The sequence below is a fragment of the Erwinia rhapontici genome (genome assembly GCF_012271765.1).
In the GTDB taxonomy this organism is placed as follows: Bacteria; Pseudomonadota; Gammaproteobacteria; order Enterobacterales; family Enterobacteriaceae; genus Erwinia; species Erwinia rhapontici.
The window spans coordinates 18593-45401 of the sequence record NZ_VRKO01000011.1 but is presented as its reverse complement, the minus strand read 5'-3'; the positions used below and the strand labels follow the sequence as shown (position 1 = coordinate 45401).

Sequence of the window (26809 nt, the reverse complement as noted above, 5' to 3'; positions counted from 1 at the left end):
AACTCAATTCACCCGGAGCGGGCTATCATCAGGGGGCGCATTATACGGAGATATGCGCCCGGGGCGACCAAAATAAGCCTGACGGCGCTCAGCCATGCCTCTCGCGCAGCAGCGCATGCAGTTGTTCCGCCGGCTGTGGCTTACTGAGAAGGAATCCCTGTAAACGATCGCAACCTGCCGAGGCCAGCATCAATCGCTGCTCTTCGGTTTCCACCCCTTCGGCGGTAACGGTAATACCCAGACTGTGCCCCAGCTTGATCACCGATTCAACGATGGTGGCTGAGTTTTCGCGTACCCCTAGCGACTGAGTGAAGGCGCGGTCGATTTTAATGGTATCAACCGGGAACTGGACCAGATAGCTCAGGCTGGAATAACCGGTGCCGAAATCGTCGAGCGCAATACAGAATCCGGCGGCGCGTAGGGTCTTAATGGTTTTCAGCGCATGCTGTTCATTTTCCAGCAGCACGCCTTCGGTAATTTCCAGTTCGATTTGCTGCGGATTGATCCCATGCCGCGCCATAATCGCCATCAGATTGTCAATAAACCCAGGGGCAAGGAATTGCAGGGGTGAAACATTGACGGCAACGATCAGTTTTGGACAGGTGATCGCCAGTTTACAGGCCTGCTCCAGCACCCACTCGCCCAGAGCAATAATCAGCCCGGTCTCTTCGGCAATCGGCACAAACTCCGCCGGCGAGATGTTGCCAAGCTGCGAATGCTGCCAGCGCAATAGCGCTTCGACGGCAATGATTTTTTGGCCACTGACATCCATAATCGGCTGATACCACTGCATTAATCCCGTCTCATTTTCCAGCGCCAGATGGAGTTGCTGCGCCAGCCGCTGACGTTTTTGCAGGGCTTCATCCATGGCTGGAACAAACAGGCAGTAGCGCCCGCGTCCTTCCGCTTTGGCAGCGTAGAGGGAAATATCGGCTTTGCGCATCAGTTCCAGCCGCTCCAGCCCATGCCGTGGTGACAGTGCCACCCCAATACTGACGCCTACCCATAGCGTATGACCGCGCAGCGTCATCGGTTCGGCCAGCCGGGTAATAATTTTTTGGCACAGTTCGGCAACCTGCTGATCGTCTTCTACATCACCGATCATCACCACGAACTCATCACCACCCAGACGTCCGACAGCATCCTGTACTGGTAACAGCGACGACAGCCGTTGACCGATCTCGACGATCAGATCATCGCCCGTATGGTGGCCATAGGTGTCGTTGATCATTTTAAAGCGATCGAGGTCGAGCAGCAGCAGCGCCAGCTTCCCGCGCTTCAGAGGTAACTGATGCAATCGCTCATTGAGCTGTTCTTCTATCCAGGCGCGGTTGGGCAAGCCGGTGAGCACATCATGGCGGGCCAGATGCTGGGCGTGCGCTTCGCTGGCGGCGAGGCGGCGCATTGAGCTGGAGAGCTTGAGGGATGAATGCCACAGGCGGCGCGTCATAATGATGCACATCAGTGTGATACTCAAAATGGCCACCGCAATCAGCGGGCCTGTCACCATCAGCATCTGGCTGCCGGGGCGCATGGGTATCCAGGAGACACTGCTGACGGGAATACCGCTTGCTGAGGTCAGAAGAAAACCAGCGCTATTGGGCTGGTCTGGCACGCTGGGGGTAAAGCGAAAATGGCTGACCACACCGCGATGCTCAAGGAAATCGATAAAGCTGTAATGCAGATAGCGGATAAACACCAGTCGTCGCCCGGAATGATCCGGCAGAGTGCCGATCACCACCTCCGCAACCCGGCCACGCAGGCGGATAAAATCATGGATAAGAGCCGGCGATGCCGTGGGAAGCAGCCAATGCGATAGTGACGGGCTGAGCGCATCGTAGCTGGAAACGGGGGTCAGCTTGCCCTCCAGCCAGCTGACCACTGGACGCTGCTCTGCATCCAGAAGATACATTTCATTATCGCCAACAAGATGAAACAGCCAGCTGCCAAATTCTGTGGGCTTCGCCAGCTGTGAAATTAGATCCGGTCCATTCAATAGGTTTTTGTGCTGAAGAGTAAAGTCGACCAGGTGCTGGGCGAAAATGTTTTCAATAACCTGTTGTTGTTTTTCTTGTGCTTTGGCATTGCTTTGCACGGTGACCCAATATGCAGTAAACCCACACCCTATCAGGGCAAAAAGCACCACAGCTACAACGGGTGCAACAACGCTACGCATAAACTCGCGGCGCAGTTCAGCTACCGTGCTGTATTCGATTTTCATTGATATTCCAGGATAGTCGAGTCGTTGCCTCAGGAAATACTGGCCCTGTTAAGCGCAAACATTACCTCATTACGTATTATTGGCAAAGTCAAAGACGTTATAAAATATCCGTTTATCTGAAATTCATCTCAGGAGAGGGGGGGTTATCTCGGGCGCAATACACATCAATAATGAAAGGGTCGTCTGTCGGGGAGAGAGGCGCCCGGGAGGGTCATCAGCATGAACACCCCGGGAGCGTATTCATCAGAACGCGAGTTTCTCAGGTGTAAATTCTCTGAATGCATTATCTGAAGGGTGATAGCCCAGCACTTCCCGGGTACGGGTCAGATCAAAACGCTTGAAACGATTATCCGAAATGCCGTAACCGATGAAGAACGTTATATTCTCTGCTTCAACCGCCCCCGTCAGCAGCCTGACAGCATCTTCCGGACTGAGCCATGCACTGTAATCGCGGGCGTTATGAAGGTTGTCGGCGTGCCTTTGTTCAAACGCACCGATTCTGAGTGCGACGCAGCTCAGGCCGCGCTGCGTGGCATAAAATGAGCACAGCGCTTCACCGTAACATTTCGTGACACCGTATAAATTGGCGGGCGACACTTCCATTCCGGGATGGATCTGTACGTCGACAGGATATCCTTCAATGGTCTGTGCACTGCTGGCAAAAATGAAGCGCTGGCAGGGGGTTTCTGCCACGGCTTCCATTAAATAGGTCGTGGTCAAAATATTTGCGGGCAGCAGATCGGTGAAAGACGCATCGGCGTCAGGTATTCCCGCCAGATGAATGACCACATCAACCGGCTCTTCGGCCAGCAGTTCCGCTGCCGCACCCGCCTTTGACAGGTCCAGCGATATAAAACGGTGTGGTGAGGAGACGTCATAATCTGCTGCCACCCGGTCAGTCAGGACAAATCTGTAATGATCTTTCATCGCGCTGAAGAAGGTTCGCCCTATACGTCCACTGGCACCTGTCATCAATATTTTTTTTAACGCCATTCAGTCAAACTCCAGAGGTTGATCAGGCAGCCATTGTGCAGGGTCCAGGCCGTGCTGCAAACAGGATCCTATGCTCATTAATAAGTACAGAGACCCGCCCGTCATTCTGTGGCGTTTTACAGCCGCCCGGTGCTGCCACAAATGCGGATTTTCTCTGCCACCACCTGCTTCATCGCGGCCTTGCCCGGTGCCATATATTCTCGTGGGTCACTGGCGGCGGGATGTTCACCAAACCAGGACTTCACCGCGCTGGAGAAAGCGATTTTCAGCTCGGTGGCAACGTTCACCTTGCATATCCCCAGCGCTATGGCTTCGCGCAGCATCGCCTCCGGAATACCGGAAGCGCCGTGCAGCACCAGCGGAATATCTACCTGTTCATGGATTGCCGCCAGCCGGGCAAAATCCAGCTGAGGTTCACCCTGATACATCCCATGTGCCGAGCCAATGGCTACCGCCAGAGAATCAATACCAGTGCGCGTCACATACTCTTTCGCTTTTGCCGGATCGGTAAAGAAACTGTCCTCTTCATTGACGACCATGTCATCTTCCTGACCGCCAAGGCGGCCCAGCTCGGCTTCCACACTGGCATCGTAACGCTGACACAACGCCACGACCTGTTGTACCCGCTCAATATTCTGTGCGAAGGCAAAATGTGAGGCGTCAATCATTACCGAGCGGATACCCCCCTGCACTTTATGGCGGATATCATCGAAGGTTTCGTGATGGTCAAGGTGCAGCGCTATCGGCAGGTCGTACTGGCGTGCAGCGTCCTGACAGATGGAAACCAGATAGTTCAGCCCGGCGTACTGATAGGTGCCCGGTGTCCCGGCCATAATTACCGGGGAACGCAGTTCGGCGGCAGTTTCCGCAATGACCTGGACGGTTTCCAGGTTGTGGATATTAAACGCCGGAACGGCATAGCCCTCGCGCTGGGCTTTCTTCAACATTTCACGGTTAGACACTAAGTACATAACGCCTCCTGTTGCTTAATTATTCTGAAAATTCAGCATGATCTTGCCGTTCATCGGCTGACCATGAAGGGCACTGATGGCGCTGGCGTAGGTGTCGGCATCGCCCAGTTCGGCCATCAGCGGGGTGAGCTGAATGCACCCGGCGTTGAACAGCGCCACGGCCTGCTGCCACTCCACGCCTGGCCAGCGCCCGGAGTAGTTCATCCAGCTACCGAGAATGTGCAGCTCTTTGCGCAGGATCAGCCCAAAGGTGCTGCTGCTGAGGTTGAGATCGCGATGTAGCGTGCCGATCAACGCCAGCTGTGCCTGGGGGCCGGCCAGGGTAATGGCCAGTTCTACTGTTTGCGGGGTGCCTGCGGTTTCGAGGATCAACTGATCAAAGCGCTGATCATGCAGCAGGGACTGCATATCAGCAGCGGTCAGCTCAGCGCTGTTAAACACCCGATCGGCTCCCAGCTGCTGCGCCAGTGCCAGACGTTGCGGATTGATATCAATCGCGCTAACGCTGCGAGCGCCCAGCGCTTTTGCCGCCTGCAACGCCAGCTGACCAATGGTGCCGGCACCGATAACCAACACCTCTTTATCCTCACAGCCCCCCGCCAGCTGCATGGCGTGCAGGCTGACGGTCAGCGGTTCAAAAAAGGCCCCCGCCAGCGCGGTAGTTCCCGGAGGAAGAAGGAACAGATTACGGCGCGGCAGGACGATAAACTCCCGGTTGCCGCCATCGCTGCGTGAGCCGATAAACTGATAGTGCCGACACTGCGACCACAGTTGACGCTGGCACTCTTCACAGGCAAAACAGGGCTGCAATGGCACGCAGGCGACCCGATCGCCAGGATGTAAATCGGTAATATCGCTGCCGCAGGCGGCAACCCGGCCGCTGAACTCATGGCCGAGGATAATTGGGTAAAAGTGCGCCCCCTCGTGGAAGATGCGCGGAATATCGGAGCCGCACAGCCCGGCACATTCAACCTGTACCAGCACCTGATCGGGCTGTTCGAGATGAGGCAACGGTCTTTCTTCAACCGTAACGCTGCCTCCGGCGTGTATAACGACAGATTTCATGTTGATTACTCCGGTAACGCGGGGTTGACCCCCGCGAGTTATTTCGACGGTTCGGTGAGATCAGACGCCTCAGGTGCGGGTATCGCCTGACGTGCACGCCGCCAGGTCAGGAACACGCCGATGGCATAGACCGAGCCAATCGCCATCAGGGCCGTGACGTTTTGCCAGGTCAGTAGCTGGATGAACAGATAAGTGATCGGTGAGCCGCCCTGGTCCATGGACGCTACCATGCCGCCGGGGGTTTTCAGCGCACCGGCATTGGCCGCCAACTGGGTATGCAGGCCGATGGTTTGCGTGGCAATCCAGAGCGTGATGCTCATGATGATCACGCCGGAGATCAGTGTGCGGAACAGATTGCCCTGGTGTACCGCAACCGCCATCGCAACAAAGAAACCAATGGTTGCGAGGTCACCAAACGGCAGCACTTTGTTACCCGGCAGCAGAACCGCGACCAGAATTGTCAGTGGGATAAAGATCAGGCTGGCAGATACTACGGCGGTATGACCGAGCAGCAGGGCAGGATCGAGACCAATCAGGAACTCCTGGCCGCCAAATTTAGCCTGGAGCCGCTTGCGTGCATGTCGGGCGATCGGTGTCAGGCCGTCCATGATCGGTTTGATTACGCGCGGCATCAGCAGCATTACCGCTGCGGTTTTCACCGCCAGTTGCAGGATATCTTTCACATCATAGGAGGCCAGCACGCCAATAATCAGCCCCATGATAAAGCCCACCGTGACCGGTTCGCCAAAGGCGCCAAAGCGCTTCTGAACATCGTCGGCACTGAAGTGGATCTTGCGCAGGCCGGGGATCTTTTCGATCACGGCATCCACCAGCACGGCGAAAGGCCCCATATAAGCAGAGGTGCCGTGTGGAATGGCAATCCCATCCAGACCAAAGAAGTCACGCGTATCGCGGGCAAACCAGTCGCCCAGTTTGTAGACGAACGCGGCATGCACCACCACACCCAGAATGCCGAGCCAGTAGGATCCCGTCGCCAGATGCACGAGTGCACCGGTGAAGGTCATATGCCAGATATTCCAGATATCCACGTTCACCACGCGCGTCATGCGGGTGATCAGCATCAGGATATTCACCCCGATGGCGATTGGGATCGCCACTAACGCAATCTGTGATGCCCAGGTCATGGGGGACGATCCCGGCCAGCCCACGTCCACCACCTCCAGGCCGATCTGGAAATGCTCGGCCATGGCTTTTGCGGCCGGGCCAATGGAGTCCAGCATCAGGCCAATCACCAGCCCGATACCGACAAAGCCAATGCCGATATGCAGCCCGGATTTAAACGCATCCCCCAGCTTCATACCCAGCGCGACCGAGAAGAGAATGATCACCAGCGGCAGCATCACCGTCGGGCCGAGATCGAGGATGTAACGCATAATTTCAGTAAACATAGAATTACCCCTGCAACAGCGTCAGGATTTTTTGCCGGAGCGCATCAATTCCTACGCCGGAAACGAAAGGCATCCCATGGACCACCGGGATATCACCGAACGTGCGATCCACGCGAGCGGTCGTGCAGATCAGGTCGGCATCGTCCATATAGGTTTCGATCTCGGTGACGCGGCACTGCACCAGGTCTAGGGTGATGTCGTGCTCTTCACACAGCTCTTTGATCTCTTCTGCTGCCAGAGTGGAGGTCGCGACGGCACCGCCGCAGGCAACGATAATTTTTCTTTTCATAGGTCACTCCTGTTGTAGGGTCAGGTAAGACAAGGGTCAGGCCGCCGTCGCCAGCAGTTGCCGGTTAAAACAGGTGGCAATCTCTGCTTCCGGGACGTTAAGTAGCGTTTCAATAAATTCTGGCTGTTGCAGCTGGCTAAACAGTGCCCGCAGTAACGTCATTTGCTGTTGTGGATGGGTAACCACCAGCGCGATAATCAGCGTGGCGGCCACTTTTCCGTCGTCATCGGCCTGGTCAAATTCGATCGGGATAGTTGGGCGGATCAGATAAATGGCCGGTTCAATCGCATGGATAGCTTCACAGTGCGGGATGGCAACGGCGTGATTTTCCAGCGCAATACCCGTCGGGTAACGGTGTTCCCGCGCCAGCAGTGCCGCCGGGTAACCCGGCAGCACTACACCTTCGGCCAGCATCCGTTCTCCTATATGCGTCAGCACCTGCTGTGCGTTGTCGAAATGCACGCCTGACGTGATGAACAACCGATAATCATGCATGGCTGACCCCTTTCAGTGTCTGTGGTTGACGTTCGCAGCCAAAGGCATAGTCGCGCAGGACGTCCTGAATTTTATCGATGATTAAACGGGTCGGTGTCGGGGTGAGTTCGCCGCACAGCACGCGGGAAAACTGCTGTGGAAGATATTGGCTGAGCAAACCTAACGGGATCGCTGTCGTTGCCAGGTTATCCATCAACTGGCTGAAGGCGCGATGAATGCGCGGATGTGGCCAGTAATAACGGATGCGGTCAGACAGACTGAAATGAATATCCACCAGCGAGTCGCTGAATACCGGGCGGTAGTACTTCTTCCAGTAGCCGGGTTCGTTAAGCATGACCTGGTCAATCACGGCAAGGATCTGGCTCTGCTGTTCCGGGGCGATCAACACCTGCTCAATCGCGGCCAGAGCGAATACGGCCTCGCGCAGGGCAAAGGTCAGTGCCGGGCCGACTTTCAAAATGGCGAAGTGATCCTGCACCAGTGCACGATAGGCGCTGCGGGTTTGGTAGTCCGTTGAGTGGGCTTCATACACCAGCGGCGTGGTGGCAATGAAGTCGCGCAACCCTTGTGCCAGTGCGGGCTGATAGTGCACCACGCTGCTGTGATCGAACTCAACCCCAGGTTGCACCACGATGGCGATGATCCGCCCGATGGCGTCTTCCAGCCCTGCAGTGCGGAACGCCTGATGATGCAGCTCAATCGTCGCCGCTGCATCCGCTACGTGGGTGATATGCACTGTATTAATGGCGCTGGCTTCGCCACCCGGCACCGGAACTTCCGTGCCGATCACGTAGGTCAGTGCGGCTTTCTGCTGAGGTGTTGCGGTAATCTCGGCAATACAACACAGCTCAGCGGCACGCTGCGCCACCGTTTCCGGTGGTAACGGGTTGGGATCGTCTGCGCAGGGCATGGACGCATCAAGATGGATCTTGCTGAAACCCGCCTGCACATAGGCAGCGATCAGATCCCGGGATTTGGCCATCGCCTGCTCTGCGGGCTCATGTTGCCAGCAGTTCGGCCCAAGATGATCGCCGCCGAGGATCAGACGTTGTGACGGAAACCCCACCTGGTCGGCAATCGTCAGCACGTAATCACGAAAGCTCTCCGGCGTCATGCCAGTGTAGCCACCAAACTGATTGACCTGATTGGATGTGGCCTCGATTAATACCGCACGATCGCTGTGCAGATCCATTCTCAGTGCCGCTTCGATCACTAACGGGTGTGCAGAACAGACTGAGCAGATGCCAATCTGTGGATCTCGCTGGTGTTGTTCAATGATCTTTCTCATATACCCTCCGGTTGACTACGCAAACAATCGTTTGTTTTCGAATGTGGCGCAATTGGCTTCCTGTTCTTTTGTGATCGGAGTCATAATATTTTCGTATTCTTTCGTTGTCTTTCTTTGTCTTTATTGTCTTTTACTTTCTAATACTTCCGTTTAAGCTTTCGCCTATCATCATTTCAGGAGCCGTTATGAATACGTTTGAACGCCGGAGGAAGATTGTTGAGCTGGTCAATGCTCAGGGAAGCCTGTTGGTTAACGATATTTCGGGGAAGTTAGGCGTGACCGAAGTCACCATCCGTGCAGATTTACGGCTGCTGGAAGAGAGAGGGTTACTGACACGTTTTCACGGCGGTGCCGCCAGAGTCAGCAGTGTGCTTCAGGAGCCTGAGGCCGTGCAGTATCATGCGGAAGTCAGCCTGACGGACCGTTATCAGCTGGCCTCCTGGCCGAAAAAACGCATTGCCATTGCGGCCGCAGGGCTGGTGCAGGAAGGCGATACGCTGATCCTCGACAGTGGCAGCACCACCAAACTGATCGCCGAGGAGCTGGTGGCTTTCAGCAATATCACGGTGATCACCAACAATCTGCCCGCGGCTTTTATCCTGGCGGAAAACAAAGATATTACGCTGGTGGTGTGCGGCGGCACGCTGCGGCATAAAACCATTTCGCTGCACGGCTCCATTGCGGAATATGCCCTGCGCGACGTCTCTGCCAATCTGATGTTTGTCGGGGCCGATGGGCTGGACCCGGATAACGGCATCACCACCTTTAACGAAGGGTTTGCCATCAGCAGCGTCATGGCGGCGGCCGCGCATAAAGTGGTGGTGGTAACCGATGCCAGTAAGTTCGGCCGCAAAGGTTTTAACCAGGTCCTGCCGCTGGCAAAAATCGACACCATCATTACCGATGATGCCGCCCCGCCAGAGGTGCTGGATCAACTGATCGGCAAAGGGAAGACAGTGATGGTCGTGTAGGCGAGAATGGTGGCGGTTATGGCCATTGACGGGCAGTGTGCAGGATACGCAGTATCTGCAGGCTACAACTATCGACCTGATAAATCATGACGTAATGGGGATGTACCACCGCCTCATGAGTGCCGGGCACTCGCCCCATTTTGTACATGTCCGGGTGACGACATGCTGATTCTGCGATAATTTCAAAGCGATCATCCAGTTCAACTGCGGCCAGCGGGTTGTCTTTGGCAATATAATCCATGATGGTTTCCCTGTCCTTCAGGGCATGTGGCTTCCATACCAGTTCCATGATTATTCCTTAAGCAGAGCGCGCTTCCTCGCGGCAAAAATTTCCCGGACTTGCTGATGATCAAGGGAAGGGCTGTCATCATTCTGTGAAATCAAAACCTGTTCACTAAACCACTGCTCATACGCTGCGGCTTCATGGGCGCGTTTAAGCGCCGCAGAACGATCGGGCCGTGTACCCGTTGGTCCTATTTGTGGGTCAAAGCCTGAAGAGTCAATATCAAAGCGTTCGATGCCCAGGTCTTTCAAATAGATAACCAATGACTCCAGTCGTTTAAACAGACGCGTCTTGCGGCTGCGTTGCGTAGTCAGTTGGCTCTCTATGCGTCCATAGCGGATCAACAATATCCAGCCTCCGGGCTGAGCCACCACCTGGACGGAGTTGATTGCACCGGCTTCTGCCAACTTATTGAACGTGGCGTGATCGATTGTTTCGTTCATCGTTATGCACCTTAATTCTTGCGCGCAAATAATAATCGAATTATACGCAATTAACTGTTAATCGCAATTCTGCCGGGGTATTTACCCGGCTTTAATGGGATAGCTGACCAGCGGCTTAATCTCTTTCAGCACAAACATACTCTGCATCTCTTTGATGCCTGGCAGGCGGCGGATCACTTTCATGGCAAAGTCAGCGTAGGCATCCAGATCCTGGGCTACCACCTGTAACAGAAAGTCTGCATCGCCGCCGATACTGTAGCAGGCCACCACATCCTCCAGTGCGGTGACTTCCTGTTCAAATTTGCGTGCTTCGGCCTCGTTGTGGCTATCGATCGATACGCGGACAAAGACCATTACCCCCAGGCCAATTTTCTTGCGATTCAGCACGGCGCGATAGCCCTGAATGACTTCATCCTCTTCCAGCTTGCGCACTTTACGCCAGCATGGCGATGCCGACATACCGATATGGTCGGCCAACGTCTGATTGGTGACGCGCGCATCGTTTTGCAGCAGCGCCAGAATTTTCATGTCGATTGTGTTTAAGGTCATCAGGTCCATTTCTTCTCATATTGATATTTCAATAGGTTAATCTTGCCCTTTTTAGGCATTTTTACAACAGATTGAGACAACCTTTTCCCGCCACGCTGCGCAATAATATTCGCCTGATTATTGTGACTGACACCAGGAAATTTCGATGAAATTTGACGCCACGCAGCACCGTTGTACGATTATTATCGACAATCAACTCAGCCCCGGGCTGGCGATGAATGCTGCCAGCGTGATTGGCATCAGCTTTGGCCGCACGGTCGACAATCTGGTGGGGCCGGATCTGCAAAGTGGCGATGGGGTGAACTATCCGGGGGTGATCTATGCCCCGTTGCCTGTGCTGCTGGCAGAGGGCAGTTATGTGCAACAATTACTGTCTATCGCCAGTCAGGATGAGGATATCTACGCCATGCCGTTTAGCGCGCTGGCACAGTCGTGCCGGACGTATGAAGAGTATGGGGAACGTATTTCCACAGTCAGCAGCCCACAGATTGAGCTGGTCGCGATTGGCTTAATCGGGCCAAAGAAGAAGATCACGCAACTGACGGGGAATCTGGCGCTGTATAAGTAGAGGGTGCAATGAAGATTATCGACAGTGACATTCGCAATGTGGTCAGCGGGCAAAATGTTCGGGTGATGACCCCGGCAAACATCTATGAATGTGTGTTACAGGATGATGTGTTTGTCGGCCCGTTTGTCGAGATCCAGAAAGGGTGCGTGATTGGGCGCGGCAGTCGTATTCAGTCGCACACGTTTATCTGCGAGAACGTCACGCTGGGCGATCACTGCTTTATCGGGCATAACGTCACCTTTGCCAACGATCTGTTTCACAGCGGTAAACCGGATGCGGATGCGCAAAACTGGCTGCGCATCACGCTGGGCGACCATGTTACCGTGGGCAGCGGCGCGACCATTCTGACGGAAACGATATGCAGCGGTGCGGTGATTGGCGCGGGCAGTGTGGTCGTGAAGCCGGTGACCATCAAGGGAATTTATGCCGGCAATCCTGCCCGGCTAATCAGAACGCTGTGAACCTCTTCGCCTGTCAAGGCAACCCTTTTTCCAGACTGGCCCCATCCCCGCAAGAGAGTGCTTGCTGTGGATTTTAAAACCTCCACGGCATCTCGATCTGATGTAGGGGGCGATCATTTTTCCGATCGCCCCGTACCAACGCTGGACAGCGGCCTGATCAACGTGACCCGGAATGGAAAAGGATTATCTTCAGAACGATGCTGCCATCGGTGTTTTACTGACGGCATAATCGACTAAAGTGATTGCCGGAGTGCCTAACTGATACGTGCTTTTAACAGGGAGTGATCTGTGTCTGATACCGTTACCCACCCATTGACCTGGCAGACCGACCCGGCAAACGGCCTGCTGCCAGTGCAACTCTGCGAGTGTATTGAAAACCTTTTGCTGCCTGCCGGGCTGGTCGTGACCCATGCGCCGCAGCGCGAGGCAGAAAGTGCCGACTACGGAGCCTGCCGCCTGTCGGTCAATCATCAAACCGTGGTTTTCCGTGTTGCGCGTACTACCCCGACGAAAGTCGGTCAGTTTGTCACGCTATGGCAGCGGCCAGGCGTGGGTGATGAGATTGCCCCGCTGGACAGCGAGCAGGACATTGCCGCCGTGATAGTGGCCGTTTTTGATGAGGAGAACCGCGGTATTTTTCTGTTTGATGGCGACATTCTGGTGAAACAGGGCGTGTTCTCCCGCCAGGGCGTGGGCGGCAAGCGTGCGCTGCGGGTTTACGCGCCCTGGGTCACACCTCTGTCGCGCCAGGCGCTCAAAACACAGCAGTGGCAGAGCCGCTATTTTTATCCGCTACATTCTGAATACTCTGCGGGTGGCGATGTGTGGCGGGGGCTGAGTCGGGAGAACCGGGGAAGCTAGCCCCACGACATGATGATGTTGGCGTACGGGCCAGCTCTTTTTTCCGGTCGGCCGTGTTGATGGTGTGCACCTTCTTTTCAGCTCGACGTTACTCCGCAAAAACCTCAATCCCTTTACGATCAAGGGTGTTTAACAGGCGAAGTGCGGCACCATTTGGCTTTTTCTCTCCACGTTCCCATTTTGAGATGCTGGCTACTGTCATATTCATCGTATAGGCAAGTCCGGCCTGGCTGATCCCCAAACGGTCACGCATCGCCCGGATATCTTTGCCTTCCATTACCATGATTTTTGGCAACTTTTCGCGAATTTCCTGCGCTCTGATGCGAGCATCCAGGCGTTTCACTGTCTCATCTGAAACGGCACCTATTTCATTAAAACTGTGCGCCATTTCCTGTAGTTGTTTAAGACGGCTCATAACAATGTACCTCTCTTAATCTGCCTGTCTCTATTGCCTTATTAATAGTCTGAGCTGACATGCTGAGAAAATCGTGAGCAATATCGCGATAGGTTTCCAAATCATCATCTGGAATTTCTTTCTGTCCGCGTTTGCTGACATCGCTTTTAATCCAGCCATCAATGAAAAATAGGTTTTCGCCCAATCTGAAGGCAACAATTGAGCGCGACCCTCCGCTTTTGCCTCGCTGTAAAGGGATGCGCTTTTTGTAAACATTTCCGCCTAAATCTGCATCGAAAAGTCCGCTGACAATTTCCTGAGCGATTTTGCACAGTGTTGTGTCTGGGATATTTTGCTTCTTAAGGCTTCTTTCGAAAAGGTTGGTCACATAAATACCCACGGTTCGATTCTTCCATAATCGTTCACCACGCTGTAATGCCTCTTTTCCTTGTGGTACTGAGTACTATAGTTTTGTGAGGAGCATTCTGCAATATGGATGAACAAAAAAACATCAGTTGCAGAAGAGGAAATGACGCCTTCTTATTCATGATTAAGTGGTCTGATGGGCTTGCCGATGATGATTTTAAAACATCTTTTTCATCATAACACTGTGTTCAAAATGCCAACCTCCGTTACCTGCCTGCCATAACAATAAATAATTAAATCAATATGTTATGCACCATATCTGCACATTGCTGTGTGCCAGGATAGTGCATATATCGCTCTGATAAACACACCGACAGTGCCCACGCGGCGTACTGCCTGCCCCCGCAATCCTGGCCTGTTAATTGCTTAGTTAATCCTGCTAACCCTTTAGCCTGACAATGGCGTCAGTCAACGTTAACCATCCCAACATCCCCTTTCTCTTTCATGGCGATCATGAAGGGCTTCCCGTGGGGGAAATAAATTAAAAAACAGCATCAGGAGTGTTTATGGCTATCAGTCGGCGTTCATTTATCAGTGGCAGTGTGGCATCCGCAGTCGGCATGGCAACGCTGGGGTTACCGAAGTTCAGCTTTGCCGCGGGCGACAACCCGATCAAAGTGGCGACCATTCTCGACCTGTCAGGCGGCCTGGATATTTACGGTAAACCGATGGCCGATGCCATCAACCTCGCGGCGTCCGAAATTAACGCCAGCGGCGGCCTGCTGGGGCGGCCGTTGCAGATGATTACCTATGACGCGCAGTCGAATATGCAGCTCTATGCGCAGTACGCACAGCAGGCCGCGCTGAAAGATAAAGTGGCCGTGGTACACGCCGGGATCACCTCTGCTTCACGCGAAGTGATCCGTCCGGTACTCGACCGCTTCCGCACCCTCTATTTCTACCCGGCGCAGTATGAAGGCGGTGTCTGCGACCGTAACTACTTCTCCTCCGGCTCCACCCCGGCGCAAACCGTTGAGAAGATGGTGCCTTATGCGATGAAGAAGTGGGGCAAAAAGGTTTACATCCTGGCGGCCGACTATAACTACGGCCAGATCATCTCCTCCTGGGTGAAGAAGTATGTTGCCGATAACGGTGGGGAAACCGTGGCCGTCGAATTCTTCCCGCTGGACGTCACCGACTTTGGTGCCGCCATCTCGAAAATCCAGACGGCGAAACCGGACTTTATCTGGTCGGCGCTGGTGGGCGGGGCGCACCTGTCGTTCTACCGCCAGTGGCACGCGGCAGGCATGACCGGAAAAATCCCGATGACCTCCACCAGCTTCGGCAGCGGTAATGAACACATCATTCTCTCGCCGGAAGAGAGTAACGGCATGCTGATCTGCGCCAACTATATGCAGGAGATCAACCAGCCGACCAATATCGACTTCGTTAAGCGTTTCAAAGAGAAGTATGGCCCGAATGCCCCTTATGTCAGCGACCTGGCGATGGGCGCCTATCAGGGCTTCCTGCTATGGGCGGAAGGGGTGAGAAAAGCGGGGGATACCGATCGGATGAAGGTGATTGAAGCACTGGAAAGCGGATTGTCGATTGATTCACCCAGCGGTAAAGCGACCGTCGATGCGGGCACCCATCATCTGACGCTGGATGTGCATATCGCGGAGGTCAAAGACCACCAGATGCAGATCCTCGAAACCTATGCGCAGCAGCCACCGCTGGATACTGCAATGGTGTGCGATCTGAAAAAGAATCCGCGTGACACCAAGCAGTATCAGATACAGCTGTAAGGAGGGAATATGGACTGGATCATTATCTACAGCGTTGAAGTGCTGAACGCGATTGCCACGCTGATTGTCATGAGCCTTGGGCTGGCGGTGGTGTTCGGCATGATGAAGATCGTCAATATGGCACACGGTGAATTTATGATGCTGGGGGGCTATGTGGCGATCCTCGCGACCAATCAGTGGGGCGTGCCGATCTGGATCTCCATGCTGGTGCTGGCACCGCTGGTGGTGGGGATCTTTGGCATCGTGGTGGAGCGGGTGATCATCCGTAACCTCTACGGGCGCATCATCGACACCATGCTGGCAACCTGGGGGTTGAGCCTGGCGATTATCGGCTCGGCAACCATGGTGTTTGGCAATACGACGCTCGGCATCAGCTCCCCGCTTGGGGGCGTGACCATTGGCAGCCTGAATACCAGCGGTTATGCGCTGTTTATGATCGGCTTCTCGCTGTGTCTGATGCTGGCGCTGTGGCTGCTGCTGAAGTTCACCACCATCGGGCTGTGCGCCCGCGCTACCATGCAAAATGCACGGATGGCAGCGGCGCTGGGCACCAACCCCGGAAAAATCTACAGCCTGACCTTTGGTCTGGGGGCGGCGCTCTCCGGCCTCGGCGGGGCACTGCTGGCGCCGATCACCGGGGTGATCCCGACGATCGGCATCAGCTATATCGCCAAAGCTTTTATCACCGTGATCGGCGGCGGTAGCGCGATCATTGCCGGAACGCTCACCTCCTCAACGCTGTTTGGTTCTATTTCGCAGGTGGTCACCTTTATGTCTACGCCGGTGTTTGGTGCGGTAGCGCTGCTGCTGTCGGCCATTGTTCTGCTGCGCCTGTTGCCGCAGGGCATTACTGGTCGCTTCTTTCGGAGATCCCTGTGATGAAAACATGGCCTGAATGGGTAAAAACACTGCTGGTGGTGATCCCGGCGGCGGGGGTGACGCTGTGGTTATCCGGTGCGCTGGAGCTGTACACGCTGCTGTCGCTGACGGTATTTCTGGTGATGGCGATCCTGTCGCTCAGCCTGGCATTTATCTGGGGCTACGGCGGTATTCTCTGCTTCGGTCAGGCGGCGTTTTTCGGTATTGGCGCTTACACCTACGCTATCTGTGCGATTAACGTTGGCGACTCCACCTGGGCTGTGGTGGCAGCGATTGTCGTGCCAACGCTGTTCTCGCTACTGCTGGGGTACGTGATTTTTTACGGCGGCGTCAGCGACGTCTATCTGGGAGCGATCACCCTGGCGGTCAGCCTGGTGCTGTTTAACTGGATGAACTCCACCTCCGGCAGCGAATACCGCCTGGGTGAAGCGCTGCTCGGCGGTTTTAACGGCATGCCATCCGTGCCAACGCTGAACGGCCTGTTCAGCCCCGACGATATTCTGTCGCCGGAAGCGATTTTCACCGTCACCGGTTTCTGCCTGATCCTCTGTTACGCGCTGCTGAAGCTGACGCTGGCCAGCCGCTTTGGCAAAACCGTGGTGGCGATCCGTGAAAACGAACAGCGCGCCGGGCTGCTGGGCTATAACGTCCCGGCCCATAAGCTCGGCACCTTTGCCATCGGCGGTGCGATTGCCGGGGCGGCGGGCTGCCTGTACGTCAACTGGGGGGCATTCGTCAGCCCCGGCGTCTTCAGCATTAGCCAGTCGGCGCAGATCATTATCTGGGTGATTGTCGGCGGGCGCGGCACCTTAATCGGCCCGGTGATCAGCTGTGTGGCGTTGCAGTGGCTGGTGACCCGGCTTGGGGCGCAGCAGAGCGTCGACACCAATCTGGTACTGGGGGTGATCCTCACCGCCTTTGTGCTGCTGATTCCTGGTGGACTGCTGCCTACCTTACAGCGGCTGATACGGCGTAAAGCCAGACCACAAGCGGATGCTGAGATGTCGGAGGTGAAACTGTGAACAGCCGGATTATTCTGCAGACAACGAAAATGGGCGTCAGTTTTGGCGGCGTCCATGCGGTGAAAGAGGTGGATTTTACCCTGCGTGAGGGCGAGCTACGCTGCCTGATCGGGCCGAACGGCGCGGGGAAGAGCACCTTCTTCAAGATGCTGAGTGGCCAGGTGCTGCCTACGCGCGGCGAGTGCCGTTACCGCGACCAGGTGATCTCCGGCCTGAAACCCTGGGCCATCGCCCGGCTCGGCATCGGAATTAAAACCCAGGTGCCCAGCGTATTCGAGGGCTTAAGCGTCTATGAAAATCTGTGGCAGGCGGCAGCGGTCAAACTGCCGAAAGCGCAGATCCCGCAGCATATTGCCCAGGTGCTGGAGCAGATCGATCTGGTTGCCAGCGCCGACACGGTGCTGTCTGAGATGTCGCACGGTCAGCGGCAATGGGTGGAGCTGGGGATGATCCTGATTTCAAAACCCGATCTGGTGCTGCTGGACGAGCCTGCCGCCGGGATGACCTGGCACGAAGTGCGCAAAACCGCCGAGCTTATCAAAGAGATCAACCTCAACAGCACGGTCGTGGTGGTGGAGCATGACATGGAATTTATCAGCATGATCGCTCAGCAGGTGACGGTGTTTAACCAGGGGGAGGTACTGGCGGAAGGCACCTTCCGCGAGGTCACGCAGAACCCGGCGGTCAAAGAAGCTTACCTCGGAAATACGGAGATCAAACATGCTTGAACTGAAAGGGCTGGTTTCCGGTTATGACAAAGTGCCGGTGCTGCATAACGTTGATCTGTTTGTCGGTGCCAAAGCCTTTACTGGCATTCTGGGCCGTAACGGCATGGGGAAAACCACGCTGCTGCGCGCCATCATGGGCGAACTGCCCGGCTGGCAGGGGCAGGTGTTGCTGAACGGCATTGATATCAGCCGCTATGAGGCGCATCAGCGCGCGGTGGCGGGCATTGGCTTTGTGCCGCAGGGGCGGCAGATTTTTCCCACGCTGACGGTGGAAGAAAACCTGCGCATGGGCTGTGTGAAAAACTTCGCCAAGGCGGCACCGATGGTGGAGCGGATGCTGGAGCTGTTTCCGCGATTGAAGCGGCTGGTGGCTCAGCCCGGCGGATCGCTGTCCGGCGGTGAGCAGCAGTTGCTGGCGCTTGCCCGCTGCCTGTGCGGTGAACCGCAGCTGGTGTTGCTGGATGAGCCAACGGAAGGGATCCAGCCGAATATCTGTGAGGAGATCATCGAGACGCTACGCGTGCTGCGCCATGAAATGGATATTTCTATTATCCTGGTTGAGCAGGACATCGAGTTCCTTTATGCGCTGTCCGACCGTATTCATGTGATTGAGAAGGGGGCGATTGTTGAAGTGATTGACCCGCGCCAGACCAGCGCGCAGGCGATTGCCGAACAGCATATCGGGTTCCATGTAGCGTAGGGATGACCTTCTGTTTCGGTCTGCCCGCAAACCCTGGCGCGTTGAATATAATACCCGTCCTGCGCGGCACAGTGTGGCACAGCACAACGCGTTACCTTCTCTGATGATGGTACGGCCTGTTGTCGTGCTGCACTGACGGGAAATGCATGCGATGGGTACTGATACAACGCTGGGTGGGTTAAACGGCCTGAAGGTGTGCATGGTGCATCCGGCCAACCGCGAGATTGATGCCGTTGCCGGGCAATTGGTTGCGCTGGGCTGCACAATGTTGCACTGCTGGCCGCTGGCACAGCCGATGCCGCAGGCGGATGTGGTGGTGGTGCGCATCGATTGCCGTTATCGCCCGGCGCTGCTGGCCCTGAGCCAGGCGCTGCGCGAGCGCGAAGTGCCGCTGATAGCGCTGGTGAACTATCAGGATCTCGCCGCGCTGGCACTGATGCTGGAACTCTCCCCACAGGCAAGCATCGCCGAACCGCTTAACCCGTTCGCCCTGGCGGCACAGCTAAACGCCTGCGCGCAGGTGGCGCAACAGCTGCGTCATCTGAAGCAGGAACTGACGCAAAGCCAGCGCCGTCTGTTTCTTCACACCAAACTCAGCCGGGCCAAACTGCTTCTGATGAGTGAGCGCCATCTTGATGAAGGAAGCGCCCACCGTTTACTGCGCTCTGAAGCGATGAACCGACGTTGTACGCTGGAGCAGGTGGCCGACCGCATTATTGATGACAGCCTGAACCTCACTCGCCAGGCAGGCTGACGCTGCGTTTTTTTATCAGTGAGGTGGGCGAACAGCCAAAGGCCTTGCGGAAGGCCAGGCTGAAATGTGACATATCGTTAAAGCCGTGATCGAACGCCACTTCGGTGATGCTGCGCGCCCGTCCTTCCAGCAGCACTTTGCGGCAGGCGACCAGGCGCAGCTGCCAGAGCGTGCCGATCGGCGTACTGTCGTGGGCGGCAAACAGGCGGCTGACGGTGCGGGGGGAAACGTGGTGGGCGCTGGCGAGGCTGGCAATCGAAAGCTGCTGTTGATGCAGGTTCTGCTTCAGCCAGGCGACCATGCGGGCATACAGATCCGGTTTGCCTGACGCATCGCTTTTTTGCAGGTTAATGGCGGCGGCAATCAGTTCAAACAACGTGCTGGCAAACTGCCCGGTGTGCCCGGCACTCTCGGTATCACTGTTGTAGTCGAAGGCTTCCAGCATCATCTGCCGTAAGGTGGTGACGCCCGGACGATGGGCATCAAGCCTGACACCGGCAAGCGCATCAATCCCCGGTGCGCTGTGATCAAACACGGTGCGCGGCAGGCGGATGATATTGATCGCGGCCTGATCCATGGCGAAGTTAAACGGCCGTGCAGCATCATAAATCACCATATCCCCTGACTGCGCCGTACTGCGGTGACCATTCTGCTCCAGCTGACCGCTACCGCTACGAAATAACCCGATATAGTAGTCACTGGCCGGGTGCTGGCGGATGCACTGTGGGGTGCGCTGCCACACCAGCGCAGTGCGCGAGGTATGGCTGGCAATATCAACATCGGCCAGTGTGCTGTAGGTGAAACTACCCGAGAACTCCGTGGCCTGGGTCTGCTGTGCCCGGGCATTGATCAGCCGCGAACACACGGCATCGCGCCAGGCATCAAAACGGTGGCGGGATTCAAAATCCTCAGTGGAAAAATACTCTTTCATGCTCTTTCCTCGCAGAGTGACCGGGCATCAGCGCAATATTCTTCGCGAACTCATCACTGATACTGCAAAAACAGGGCCATAACGCGCGGACAAAGAGAAAATTAACGGTTTTTAACGTGATGATGTTAAAGGGATTTTTTCAGCATGGCAGAAGGGCAAAGCCGGGCGCACCATCGCGGGGAGCGGGTGCGCCGCAGCGGGGCGACAGGTTACAGTTCGGGGTGCATCCGGTGCCATTCGGTCACCTGTTGCCAGGCCCAGCCGCCCTGGATGGCGCGGGTTTCATCAAAGTGGGCCGCGACCAGCTGGAAGCCGATCGGTGCACCCGCGGCGGTTTTGCCGCAGGGCAGGGTGATAGTCGGGTGGCCGCTGCTGTCAAAGGCGCTGGTAAAGCGCAGCACACCCCGGAACAGCTCGTCGTCGGTGCCGAAGCGGTCCATGGTTTCCCAGGTCAGCCCGGCAAAGCTGTTGGCGGGGGCGAAGATCAGATCGACCTGCTCAAACAGCGCATTAAGGGTGCCGCGCAGGCTGGCACGGCGCAGCCACAGCTTCTGGTACTCCAGCGCACTCAGCGAGTGGCCGAGGTCGAGTAATCCGGCCAGCCCTGGCCCGTACTGGTCGCGCTGCGCCGGGAAGGTTTTTTCATGAGCGACGGCCGTTTCTACCGAGCACAGTGCGCTCCAGTCACGGGCCGCTTCATCGGTGTCTGGCATGGTGATCGGGACTATTTCTGCCCCCAGCGCGGTCAGGGTGGTGAGCACCTGAGTCAGGGCGCTGCGTGTCTCGGCATCCACACCGTCCAGCGCCCAGGCGCTGTCGAGGCCGATGCGGCATTTTTTCAGCCCTTTGGTCATCAGCGCCAGGTAGTCGGGAACGGGCTGGGTGCTGGAGGTCGGGTCTTTTTCATCGCGCCCGGCAATGGCCTGCAACATGGCGGCGGCATCGGCGACGGAACGCGCCATCGGGCCGATATGGTCAAGCGACGCGGCCAGTTCAAATGCACCGTGGCGGGTGACGCGGCCCCAGGTCGGTTTGATGCCCGTCAGGCCATTGGCGCTGGACGGGAAGCGAATGGAGCCGCCCGTGTCGGTACCTATCGCGCCAAAGCACAGCCCGGCGGCGGTGGCCACACCGGACCCACTGGACGACACGCCGGTCCACAGCGCCTCTCCCCAGGGATTGATGGGATGGGTGACCTCGGGATGGTGATCGGCAAAGGCGCTTTCTGTCTGTACCAGCTTGCCTAAGATGACCGCCCCGGCTGCCCGGAACCGTTCCACGACCGTGGAGTCTTCCGCCGGATAGAAATCTTTATGGATGCTCATACCGTGGGTGGTGGGGGCATCTTTGGTCCAGATCAGATCTTTCAGGGCGATGGGAACGCCGTGCAAGGGGCCACGGAAGTGCCCCCGGGCAATCTCATCATCGGCCTGCTGCGCCTGTTGCAGTGCGCTTTCGTTCATGACATGCAGGTAGCTGTGCAGCGTCGGGTCGAGGCGGGCGATACGTGCGAGCAGGTGTTGTGTGACCTCGACGGAAGAGAGTTCGCGTGACTGAATACGCTGGCCGACTTCTGACAGGCTGAGATAGTGCACATCGTTCATGATTGAGCTTCCCGTAGGCAAAGTGGAGTTGACCTGTTGAAGCTAAAGCAGTGGGCAACGGTGGGCTTTGTTGAGATGGACAAGAAGTGTGGCGGGGCAGCCACTGAGTTTTCATGGCGCTCCCTATGGTTTCAAAGCTGCCATAATATTGCGATAATTTGTTCTGATCGACCTGTGACGATGGCCTGCAGGATTGTTCAGGTCAACGTCAAGGGCATTTCGCTTTCCCGCTTAGAGCGTCATGTGATGGTGGTTTTAAAACTGACCGCGAGCACAGTTTTTGCGGGGATGGGGCCAGCTTGAGGTAAGCCGGACGTCACGCGGCAGGGATGCCGCGAGCCGAGGCCCGCAAGGATGCGGGTTTTGCCGATCCGGCGTGCTCAAACTGGCCTCAGACCGGAAGCCAAACTGGCAGCCACAAAAAATGACTGGGGATCTCTCAGTGGTCGGCCCTTGCGCTAAGTTGAGTTTAACCCAATCCGTTCTCCACCAGTGCCGAACGCGAAATATCCGCCACTGATTTCATGCCGGTCAGCGTCATCGCCACGCGCATCTCTTTCTCGATCAACGTCAGCAGATTTTCCACTCCAGCCTGACCTGCTGTTGCCAGCGCATAAAGATACGCACGGCCCAGCAACACGGTATCCGCGCCCAGCGCCATCATCCGCACCACGTCCAGCCCGTTGCGGATGCCGCTGTCGGCCAGAATGGCGATATCGCCTTTCACCGCATCGGCAATGGCGGGCAGCGCACGCGCCGTTGACAGCACGCCGTCCAGCTGACGGCCGCCGTGGTTGGATACCACAATGCCGTCGGCACCGAAGCGCACCGCATCGCGTGCGTCGTCAGGATCGAGAATGCCTTTGATGATCATCGGGCCATCCCAGAACTCGCGGATCCACTCCAGATCGCTCCAGCTTATAGAGGGATCGAAGTTATTCGCCAGCCAGCCAATATAATCTTCCAGCCCGGTGGGTTTCCCGAGATAGGCGGAGATATTACCCAGGTCATGCGGCTTGCCGTGCAGCCCAACGTCCCAGGCCCACTGCGGATGGGTAACGGACTGCAAGTAGCGGCGCAGGGCGGCGTTCGGGCCGCTCATCCCCGAATGCGCATCGCGATAGCGCGCGCCAGGCGTCGGCATATCCACGGTAAACACCAGCGTGGAACAGCCTGCGGCTTTGGCACGCTCGAGCGCATTACGCATAAAACCGCGATCTTTCAGTACATAGAGCTGAAACCACATCGGGCGGGAGATCGCCGGGGCCACCTCTTCAATCGGACACACCGATACGGTGGAGAGGGTAAACGGAATACCCTTCGCCGCGGCGGCTTTCGCTGCCTGCACTTCACCACGGCGGGCATACATCCCGCACAGCCCGACCGGGGCCAGCGCCACCGGCATCGACAGTGTTTCGTTAAACAGCGTGGTTTGCAGGCTGAGGGTGGACATATCGTTCAGCACACGCTGTTTTAGCGCGATCTGCGCCAGGTCATCGACGTTACGCCGCAGCGTATGTTCTGCGTAAGCGCCACCGTCAATATAGTGAAACAGGAACGGGGGCAGGATGCGTTTGGCTGCGGCACGGTAGTCGGTTCCGGCTGAAATAATCATCGATTTTCTTCCCTTGTGACATCGGTATCGTCATCCGGCAGGCGAGTGCTGCGCTGCTGCCGGGCTTCATTTTCATGCAGGGTTTTGAGCGTGGTCTGCACAAAACCCAGGTGACTTTTCGCCGCCTGGCTGGCCCGTTCCGCATCGCCCGCGAGGATCGCCAGCAGCAGTTCTTCATGCTGCTCCGTCAGGTGAGCAAAAATCGTCGGTACGGTGTACATACGCTGGCGGCTGTGTGCCACGGAGGATTGCAGCAGATCGAAGAAGCCGCGCATGGTCTGTAACAGCACCACGTTATGCGAGGCTTCAGCAATCGCCAGATGAAAGCGCACATCGGCCTGCGTGGCCATCTCCGGTGACAGACTCTCCTGCTGCTGGATGGCGTCAAAACAGCTCTGCAGCTTTTCTTTATCAGCATCGGTCGCCCGCAGCGCCGCATACCAGGCGGTGCTGGCTTCGATGGCATGACGTGCTTCCAGAATATCGTTACGGTAGTCCGGATCATCTGCCACCAGCGCTTTCAGCGGCTGGACGATGCGCTGTTCCGACCACGGTGGCGGCGCTTCACACAGGTAATATCCCCCGCCGTGGCGGCTGAACAGCACCCCTTCACCCACCAGCTTTTTCAGGGCTTCACGCAGTGAGGATCGCGACACCGTCAGTTCATCCGCCAGTTTACGCTCGGATGGCAGGCGGGCGCCTGCCATCAGCTGGCGATCGGCGATCAGCGTTCGCAGACGATCGATCAGTGAGCCTGAGGCGGTCATGGGATCATCCAGGTCAGCACGTAGGCCTGTAGCGTGGTGATCACCCCAACCATACAGGTGAAGATCAGGCTGTGTTTCACGGTAAAGCGGAACAGGTCCGACTCTTTCCCGACCAGCCCCACCGCCGCACAGGCAATGGCAATCGACTGCGGAGAGATCATCTTCCCGGTCACGCCGCCCGTAGTATTCGCTGCCACCAGCAGCAGATCGGACACGCCAATCTGCTGCGCCGTGGTGGCCTGCAAGGCGGCAAACAGGGCGTTAGACGAGGTATCCGACCCGGTCAGGAACACGCCCAGCCAGCCGAGGAACGGCGAGAAGAAGGTGAACGCAGGGCCGGTATGGGCCAGCGCCAGTGCCAGCGTGGCTGACAGTCCGGAGTAGTTAGAAATAAAGGCGAAGGCCAGAACCATGCCGATAGAGTAGATGGGCAATGCCAGTTCTTTCAGCGTGCTGCGGAACGTCGACAGGGCATCAGCAGGTTTCATCTTCAGATAGACGATGGAGATCAGCGCCGCCACGATAATCGCGGTACCGGTCGCCGACAGCCAGTCGAATTTAAACACCGCCGCGTAAGGCGTGATGGCGTTGACCACGGGGGGCATCTTCGCCACCAGCTTGTCGAGGAACGGGATGGGGATATTCACCACCAGGTTGTACAACGCACCGCCAGGTGCAAACAGCGCCTTGAACGGGGGAATACTCCACAGCGTAACGGTGGCGGTCAGGAACAGGAACGGCATCCAGGCGCGGACAATCTGCCCGGTGCGGTATTTCTCCACCACCAGTGGCTGTTCAGGGGCATTATCCGCCGGTTTAAAGCGGAAGATGCGCACCGGTTTCCACACGCGCAGGAACAGCGTCAGACATACCAGCGACACCAGCGAAGAGATGATGTCCGGCAGTTCAGGGCCGAGGAAGTTAGAGCTGAGATACTGGGCAAGGGCGAACGATCCCCCGGCCACCATCACCGCAGGCCAGGTCTCTTTAATCCCACGCCAGCCATCCATGATCGCCATGATCCAGAACAGCACGATAATGGTCAGGAACGGCAGCTGGCGGCCAACCATCTGGCCGATCTCAAAGCTGTCCAGCCCTGTGACCTGCCCGGCAACAATAATCGGTATCCCCATTGCCCCGAAGGCCACGGGGGCCGTATTGACGATCAGGCACAGACCCGCCGCATACAGTGGATTAAAACCAAGGCCGACCAGCAGCGCAGCGGTGATCGCCACCGGTGCGCCGAACCCGGCGGCCCCTTCAAGAAAAGCACCGAACGAGAAGCCGACAATCAGCATCTGCAGGCGCTGATCGGGGGTGATCGACAAAATTGAGGCACGAATAATATCGAACTGCCCGGTTTTCACCGAAATTTTATAAACAAAAACAGCAGCGATAATAATCCAGGCAATCGGCCATAGTCCGTAGAAGAAGCCATACACCACCGATGCCAGCGCGCGATCCACCGGCATGCGGTAAAGAAACAGCGCCACCATCAGCGCCAGCACCACGGTGATGGTGGCGGCGAGGTAGCCTTTCAGCTTGAGCTTAATCAGCGCAAAGAAGAAAAACAGGATAGGGATGGCGGCGATCAGGCTGGATAGCCAGATATTGTTCAGCGGGTCATACACTTGTTGCCAGGGTTGCATGCAGGGTTCTCCAGAGTTTTTCTCCCCCTGCTGATTATGGTCCTACCAATTCAGCTGTCTGGGGTTAACAGCTGCTGATAGTTAATATTTTGTTAGTTGAATACAATGATTGTTGCGCAATTTTTGCTTTTCTGTGGCCGGGATGACTGTTTTTTTACGATTGGTAGGACCATGTTGGGTGAAGAAGTGAGGTCAGAGGGGGGAGATAAAAAACGCACCCGCAGCGGATGCGTTGAACAGAAGAGGGCCCGATTAACGCCAGGCGCTGTGGCCGACGACCGAATATTTTCCGCCGCCCTGGAACAGGATCGCCAGTGAGGCGAACGCAAAGAAAGCCATGCTCTCAATCGCCCAGGCTCCGACCGGGCTCAGGCTGAAGGTGTCGCCAAGACCTGCCAGCAGCCACGCCACCACCATGGTGCCAATGATTGTCAGGGCTGAGAGGCGGCAGAGAATGCCGAAGATCAACAGCAGCGGGGCCACCACTTCTCCGATCAGCACGCCGTAACCGATGAAGGACGGAAGCCCGTGCGCGGCCAGCATGCCCTGAATGCCGCCAATGCCGGAATGCAGCTTATGCCAGCCGTGGAACAGCATCAGGCCGCCGACCGTCAGGCGCAGCAATAATTTGGCAAAATCAGGATGAGAGAGCAGCTGGTTAAAGCGGGTAAGCGTATTGGCTATCATCATTGTTATTCCCGTGTGAGGTTATCATCAGATAATACTCA

The 26809-nt window shown here is 56.5% G+C and carries 30 protein-coding genes; 11 read left to right on the top strand and 19 right to left on the bottom strand.

The features are described 5' to 3' along the window. Positions 1 to 88: 88 nt before the first annotated feature. The 8 genes from FVB43_RS09850 to gatZ form a co-directional block, all read right to left on the bottom strand. Complete coding sequence (locus tag FVB43_RS09850) at positions 89 to 2221, bottom strand: putative bifunctional diguanylate cyclase/phosphodiesterase (protein ID WP_167863875.1); 2133 nt, start codon at positions 2219 to 2221, stop codon at positions 89 to 91. A 243-nt stretch (positions 2222 to 2464) separates the two neighbouring features. Beyond that, positions 2465 to 3214, bottom strand: a complete 750-nt coding sequence (locus FVB43_RS09845) for an NAD-dependent epimerase/dehydratase family protein (protein WP_167863874.1) — start codon at positions 3212 to 3214, stop codon at positions 2465 to 2467. A 116-nt stretch (positions 3215 to 3330) separates the two neighbouring features. Next, positions 3331 to 4185 carry a tagatose bisphosphate family class II aldolase gene (locus FVB43_RS09840; protein WP_167863873.1) on the bottom strand — a complete coding sequence of 285 codons (855 nt, stop codon included), beginning with the start codon at positions 4183 to 4185 and terminating at the stop codon, positions 3331 to 3333. Positions 4186 to 4200: 15 nt separating this feature from the next. Continuing rightward, positions 4201 to 5250, bottom strand: coding sequence for an alcohol dehydrogenase catalytic domain-containing protein (locus FVB43_RS09835; protein ID WP_167863872.1), 1050 nt, complete (start codon positions 5248 to 5250; stop codon positions 4201 to 4203). Positions 5251 to 5288: 38 nt separating this feature from the next. After that, entirely contained in the window at positions 5289 to 6659 is a 1371-nt protein-coding gene (locus tag FVB43_RS09830; RefSeq protein WP_133843663.1) for a PTS galactitol transporter subunit IIC, read from the bottom strand. A gap of 4 nt (positions 6660 to 6663) precedes the next feature. Further along, positions 6664 to 6948: a PTS galactitol transporter subunit IIB gene (gene gatB / locus FVB43_RS09825; RefSeq protein ID WP_133843661.1), complete on the bottom strand. Its 285-nt coding sequence runs from the start codon at positions 6946 to 6948 to the stop codon at positions 6664 to 6666. 36 nt (positions 6949 to 6984) lie between these two features. After that, positions 6985 to 7443 (bottom strand): PTS galactitol transporter subunit IIA, encoded by a 459-nt coding sequence (gene gatA / locus FVB43_RS09820; protein WP_133843659.1) that lies wholly within the window; start codon positions 7441 to 7443, stop codon positions 6985 to 6987. Then, complete coding sequence (gene gatZ / locus FVB43_RS09815) at positions 7436 to 8731, bottom strand: tagatose-bisphosphate aldolase subunit GatZ (RefSeq protein ID WP_159337389.1); 1296 nt, start codon at positions 8729 to 8731, stop codon at positions 7436 to 7438. Before gatZ ends, gatA begins: the two co-directional genes overlap by 8 nt. Before the next feature lie 185 nt (positions 8732 to 8916). On the opposite strand from gatZ, the gene FVB43_RS09810 reads away from it, so the two are divergent. Further along, positions 8917 to 9702 (top strand): DeoR/GlpR family DNA-binding transcription regulator, encoded by a 786-nt coding sequence (locus tag FVB43_RS09810; RefSeq protein WP_133843655.1) that lies wholly within the window; start codon positions 8917 to 8919, stop codon positions 9700 to 9702. Positions 9703 to 9718: 16 nt separating this feature from the next. Here the strand turns inward: FVB43_RS09810 and FVB43_RS09805 are convergent, their stop codons facing one another. The 3 genes from FVB43_RS09805 to FVB43_RS09795 form a co-directional block, all read right to left on the bottom strand. Further along, on the bottom strand, positions 9719 to 9991 hold the full coding sequence (locus FVB43_RS09805) for a type II toxin-antitoxin system RelE/ParE family toxin (RefSeq protein WP_133843653.1): 273 nt from the start codon (positions 9989 to 9991) through the stop codon (positions 9719 to 9721). A gap of 2 nt (positions 9992 to 9993) precedes the next feature. Continuing rightward, a complete protein-coding gene (locus tag FVB43_RS09800; protein ID WP_133843651.1) occupies positions 9994 to 10428 on the bottom strand; it encodes a hypothetical protein in 435 nt (144 codons plus the stop codon). 81 nt (positions 10429 to 10509) lie between these two features. Next, on the bottom strand, positions 10510 to 10977 hold the full coding sequence (locus FVB43_RS09795) for an Lrp/AsnC family transcriptional regulator (protein WP_133843649.1): 468 nt from the start codon (positions 10975 to 10977) through the stop codon (positions 10510 to 10512). Positions 10978 to 11122: 145 nt separating this feature from the next. Between FVB43_RS09795 and FVB43_RS09790 the strand changes: the two genes are divergently transcribed. The 3 genes from FVB43_RS09790 (at position 11123) to FVB43_RS09780 (ending at position 12867) form a co-directional block, all read left to right on the top strand. Beyond that, positions 11123 to 11545: a DUF2000 domain-containing protein gene (locus FVB43_RS09790; RefSeq protein ID WP_167863871.1), complete on the top strand. Its 423-nt coding sequence runs from the start codon at positions 11123 to 11125 to the stop codon at positions 11543 to 11545. Positions 11546 to 11553: 8 nt separating this feature from the next. Beyond that, positions 11554 to 12006 carry an acyltransferase gene (locus FVB43_RS09785; protein ID WP_133843645.1) on the top strand — a complete coding sequence of 151 codons (453 nt, stop codon included), beginning with the start codon at positions 11554 to 11556 and terminating at the stop codon, positions 12004 to 12006. A gap of 288 nt (positions 12007 to 12294) precedes the next feature. After that, complete coding sequence (locus tag FVB43_RS09780; protein ID WP_197931272.1) at positions 12295 to 12867, top strand: MepB family protein; 573 nt, start codon at positions 12295 to 12297, stop codon at positions 12865 to 12867. Positions 12868 to 12955: 88 nt separating this feature from the next. Here FVB43_RS09780 and FVB43_RS09775 read toward each other — a convergent pair whose 3' ends face one another. Continuing rightward, on the bottom strand, positions 12956 to 13282 hold the full coding sequence (locus tag FVB43_RS09775) for a helix-turn-helix domain-containing protein (protein WP_238337068.1): 327 nt from the start codon (positions 13280 to 13282) through the stop codon (positions 12956 to 12958). Next, positions 13269 to 13661: a type II toxin-antitoxin system RelE/ParE family toxin gene (locus FVB43_RS09770; RefSeq protein ID WP_242462129.1), complete on the bottom strand. Its 393-nt coding sequence runs from the start codon at positions 13659 to 13661 to the stop codon at positions 13269 to 13271. Before FVB43_RS09770 ends, FVB43_RS09775 begins: the two co-directional genes overlap by 14 nt. Positions 13662 to 14193: 532 nt before the next feature. Between FVB43_RS09770 and FVB43_RS09765 the strand changes: the two genes are divergently transcribed. The 6 genes from FVB43_RS09765 to FVB43_RS09740 all read left to right on the top strand — a co-directional run bounded on the left by FVB43_RS09765 (position 14194) and on the right by FVB43_RS09740 (position 19515). Further along, the gene (locus FVB43_RS09765) at positions 14194 to 15432 is read left to right on the top strand and encodes an urea ABC transporter substrate-binding protein (RefSeq protein WP_133843643.1); all 1239 of its coding nucleotides are present in this window, start codon (positions 14194 to 14196) and stop codon (positions 15430 to 15432) included. Positions 15433 to 15441: 9 nt separating this feature from the next. Then, positions 15442 to 16311: a branched-chain amino acid ABC transporter permease gene (locus tag FVB43_RS09760; protein WP_133843641.1), complete on the top strand. Its 870-nt coding sequence runs from the start codon at positions 15442 to 15444 to the stop codon at positions 16309 to 16311. Further along, positions 16311 to 17333, top strand: coding sequence for a branched-chain amino acid ABC transporter permease (locus tag FVB43_RS09755; protein WP_167863870.1), 1023 nt, complete (start codon positions 16311 to 16313; stop codon positions 17331 to 17333). The genes FVB43_RS09760 and FVB43_RS09755 overlap by 1 nt, the downstream gene beginning before the upstream one ends. After that, positions 17330 to 18061 carry an ATP-binding cassette domain-containing protein gene (locus FVB43_RS09750; protein ID WP_192933189.1) on the top strand — a complete coding sequence of 244 codons (732 nt, stop codon included), beginning with the start codon at positions 17330 to 17332 and terminating at the stop codon, positions 18059 to 18061. Before FVB43_RS09755 ends, FVB43_RS09750 begins: the two co-directional genes overlap by 4 nt. Next, positions 18054 to 18761 (top strand): ABC transporter ATP-binding protein, encoded by a 708-nt coding sequence (locus FVB43_RS09745; protein WP_133843637.1) that lies wholly within the window; start codon positions 18054 to 18056, stop codon positions 18759 to 18761. The genes FVB43_RS09750 and FVB43_RS09745 overlap by 8 nt, the downstream gene beginning before the upstream one ends. A gap of 151 nt (positions 18762 to 18912) precedes the next feature. Beyond that, entirely contained in the window at positions 18913 to 19515 is a 603-nt protein-coding gene (locus FVB43_RS09740) for an ANTAR domain-containing response regulator (RefSeq protein ID WP_167863869.1), read from the top strand. On the opposite strand, the gene FVB43_RS09735 is transcribed toward FVB43_RS09740, so the two are convergent. Beyond that, positions 19496 to 20446 carry a helix-turn-helix domain-containing protein gene (locus tag FVB43_RS09735; protein WP_133843633.1) on the bottom strand — a complete coding sequence of 317 codons (951 nt, stop codon included), beginning with the start codon at positions 20444 to 20446 and terminating at the stop codon, positions 19496 to 19498. The two genes, FVB43_RS09740 and FVB43_RS09735, sit on opposite strands and share 20 nt — an antisense overlap. A 209-nt stretch (positions 20447 to 20655) precedes the next feature. Next, positions 20656 to 22050, bottom strand: coding sequence for an amidase (locus FVB43_RS09730; protein ID WP_167863868.1), 1395 nt, complete (start codon positions 22048 to 22050; stop codon positions 20656 to 20658). 36 nt (positions 22051 to 22086) lie between these two features. On the opposite strand from FVB43_RS09730, the gene FVB43_RS09725 reads away from it, so the two are divergent. After that, complete coding sequence (locus FVB43_RS09725) at positions 22087 to 22353, top strand: hypothetical protein (RefSeq protein ID WP_133843629.1); 267 nt, start codon at positions 22087 to 22089, stop codon at positions 22351 to 22353. A gap of 166 nt (positions 22354 to 22519) precedes the next feature. Here FVB43_RS09725 and lldD read toward each other — a convergent pair whose 3' ends face one another. From lldD to FVB43_RS09705, 4 genes are all read right to left on the bottom strand, one after another. Beyond that, positions 22520 to 23665 (bottom strand): FMN-dependent L-lactate dehydrogenase LldD, encoded by a 1146-nt coding sequence (lldD, locus tag FVB43_RS09720; protein ID WP_159337394.1) that lies wholly within the window; start codon positions 23663 to 23665, stop codon positions 22520 to 22522. Continuing rightward, the gene (gene lldR / locus FVB43_RS09715) at positions 23662 to 24432 is read right to left on the bottom strand and encodes a transcriptional regulator LldR (protein WP_133843625.1); all 771 of its coding nucleotides are present in this window, start codon (positions 24430 to 24432) and stop codon (positions 23662 to 23664) included. The genes lldD and lldR overlap by 4 nt, the downstream gene beginning before the upstream one ends. Continuing rightward, complete coding sequence (gene lldP, locus FVB43_RS09710) at positions 24429 to 26081, bottom strand: L-lactate permease (RefSeq protein WP_133843623.1); 1653 nt, start codon at positions 26079 to 26081, stop codon at positions 24429 to 24431. Before lldP ends, lldR begins: the two co-directional genes overlap by 4 nt. A 252-nt stretch (positions 26082 to 26333) precedes the next feature. After that, on the bottom strand, positions 26334 to 26768 hold the full coding sequence (locus tag FVB43_RS09705; RefSeq protein WP_167863888.1) for a DoxX family protein: 435 nt from the start codon (positions 26766 to 26768) through the stop codon (positions 26334 to 26336). Positions 26769 to 26809 lie beyond the last annotated feature (41 nt).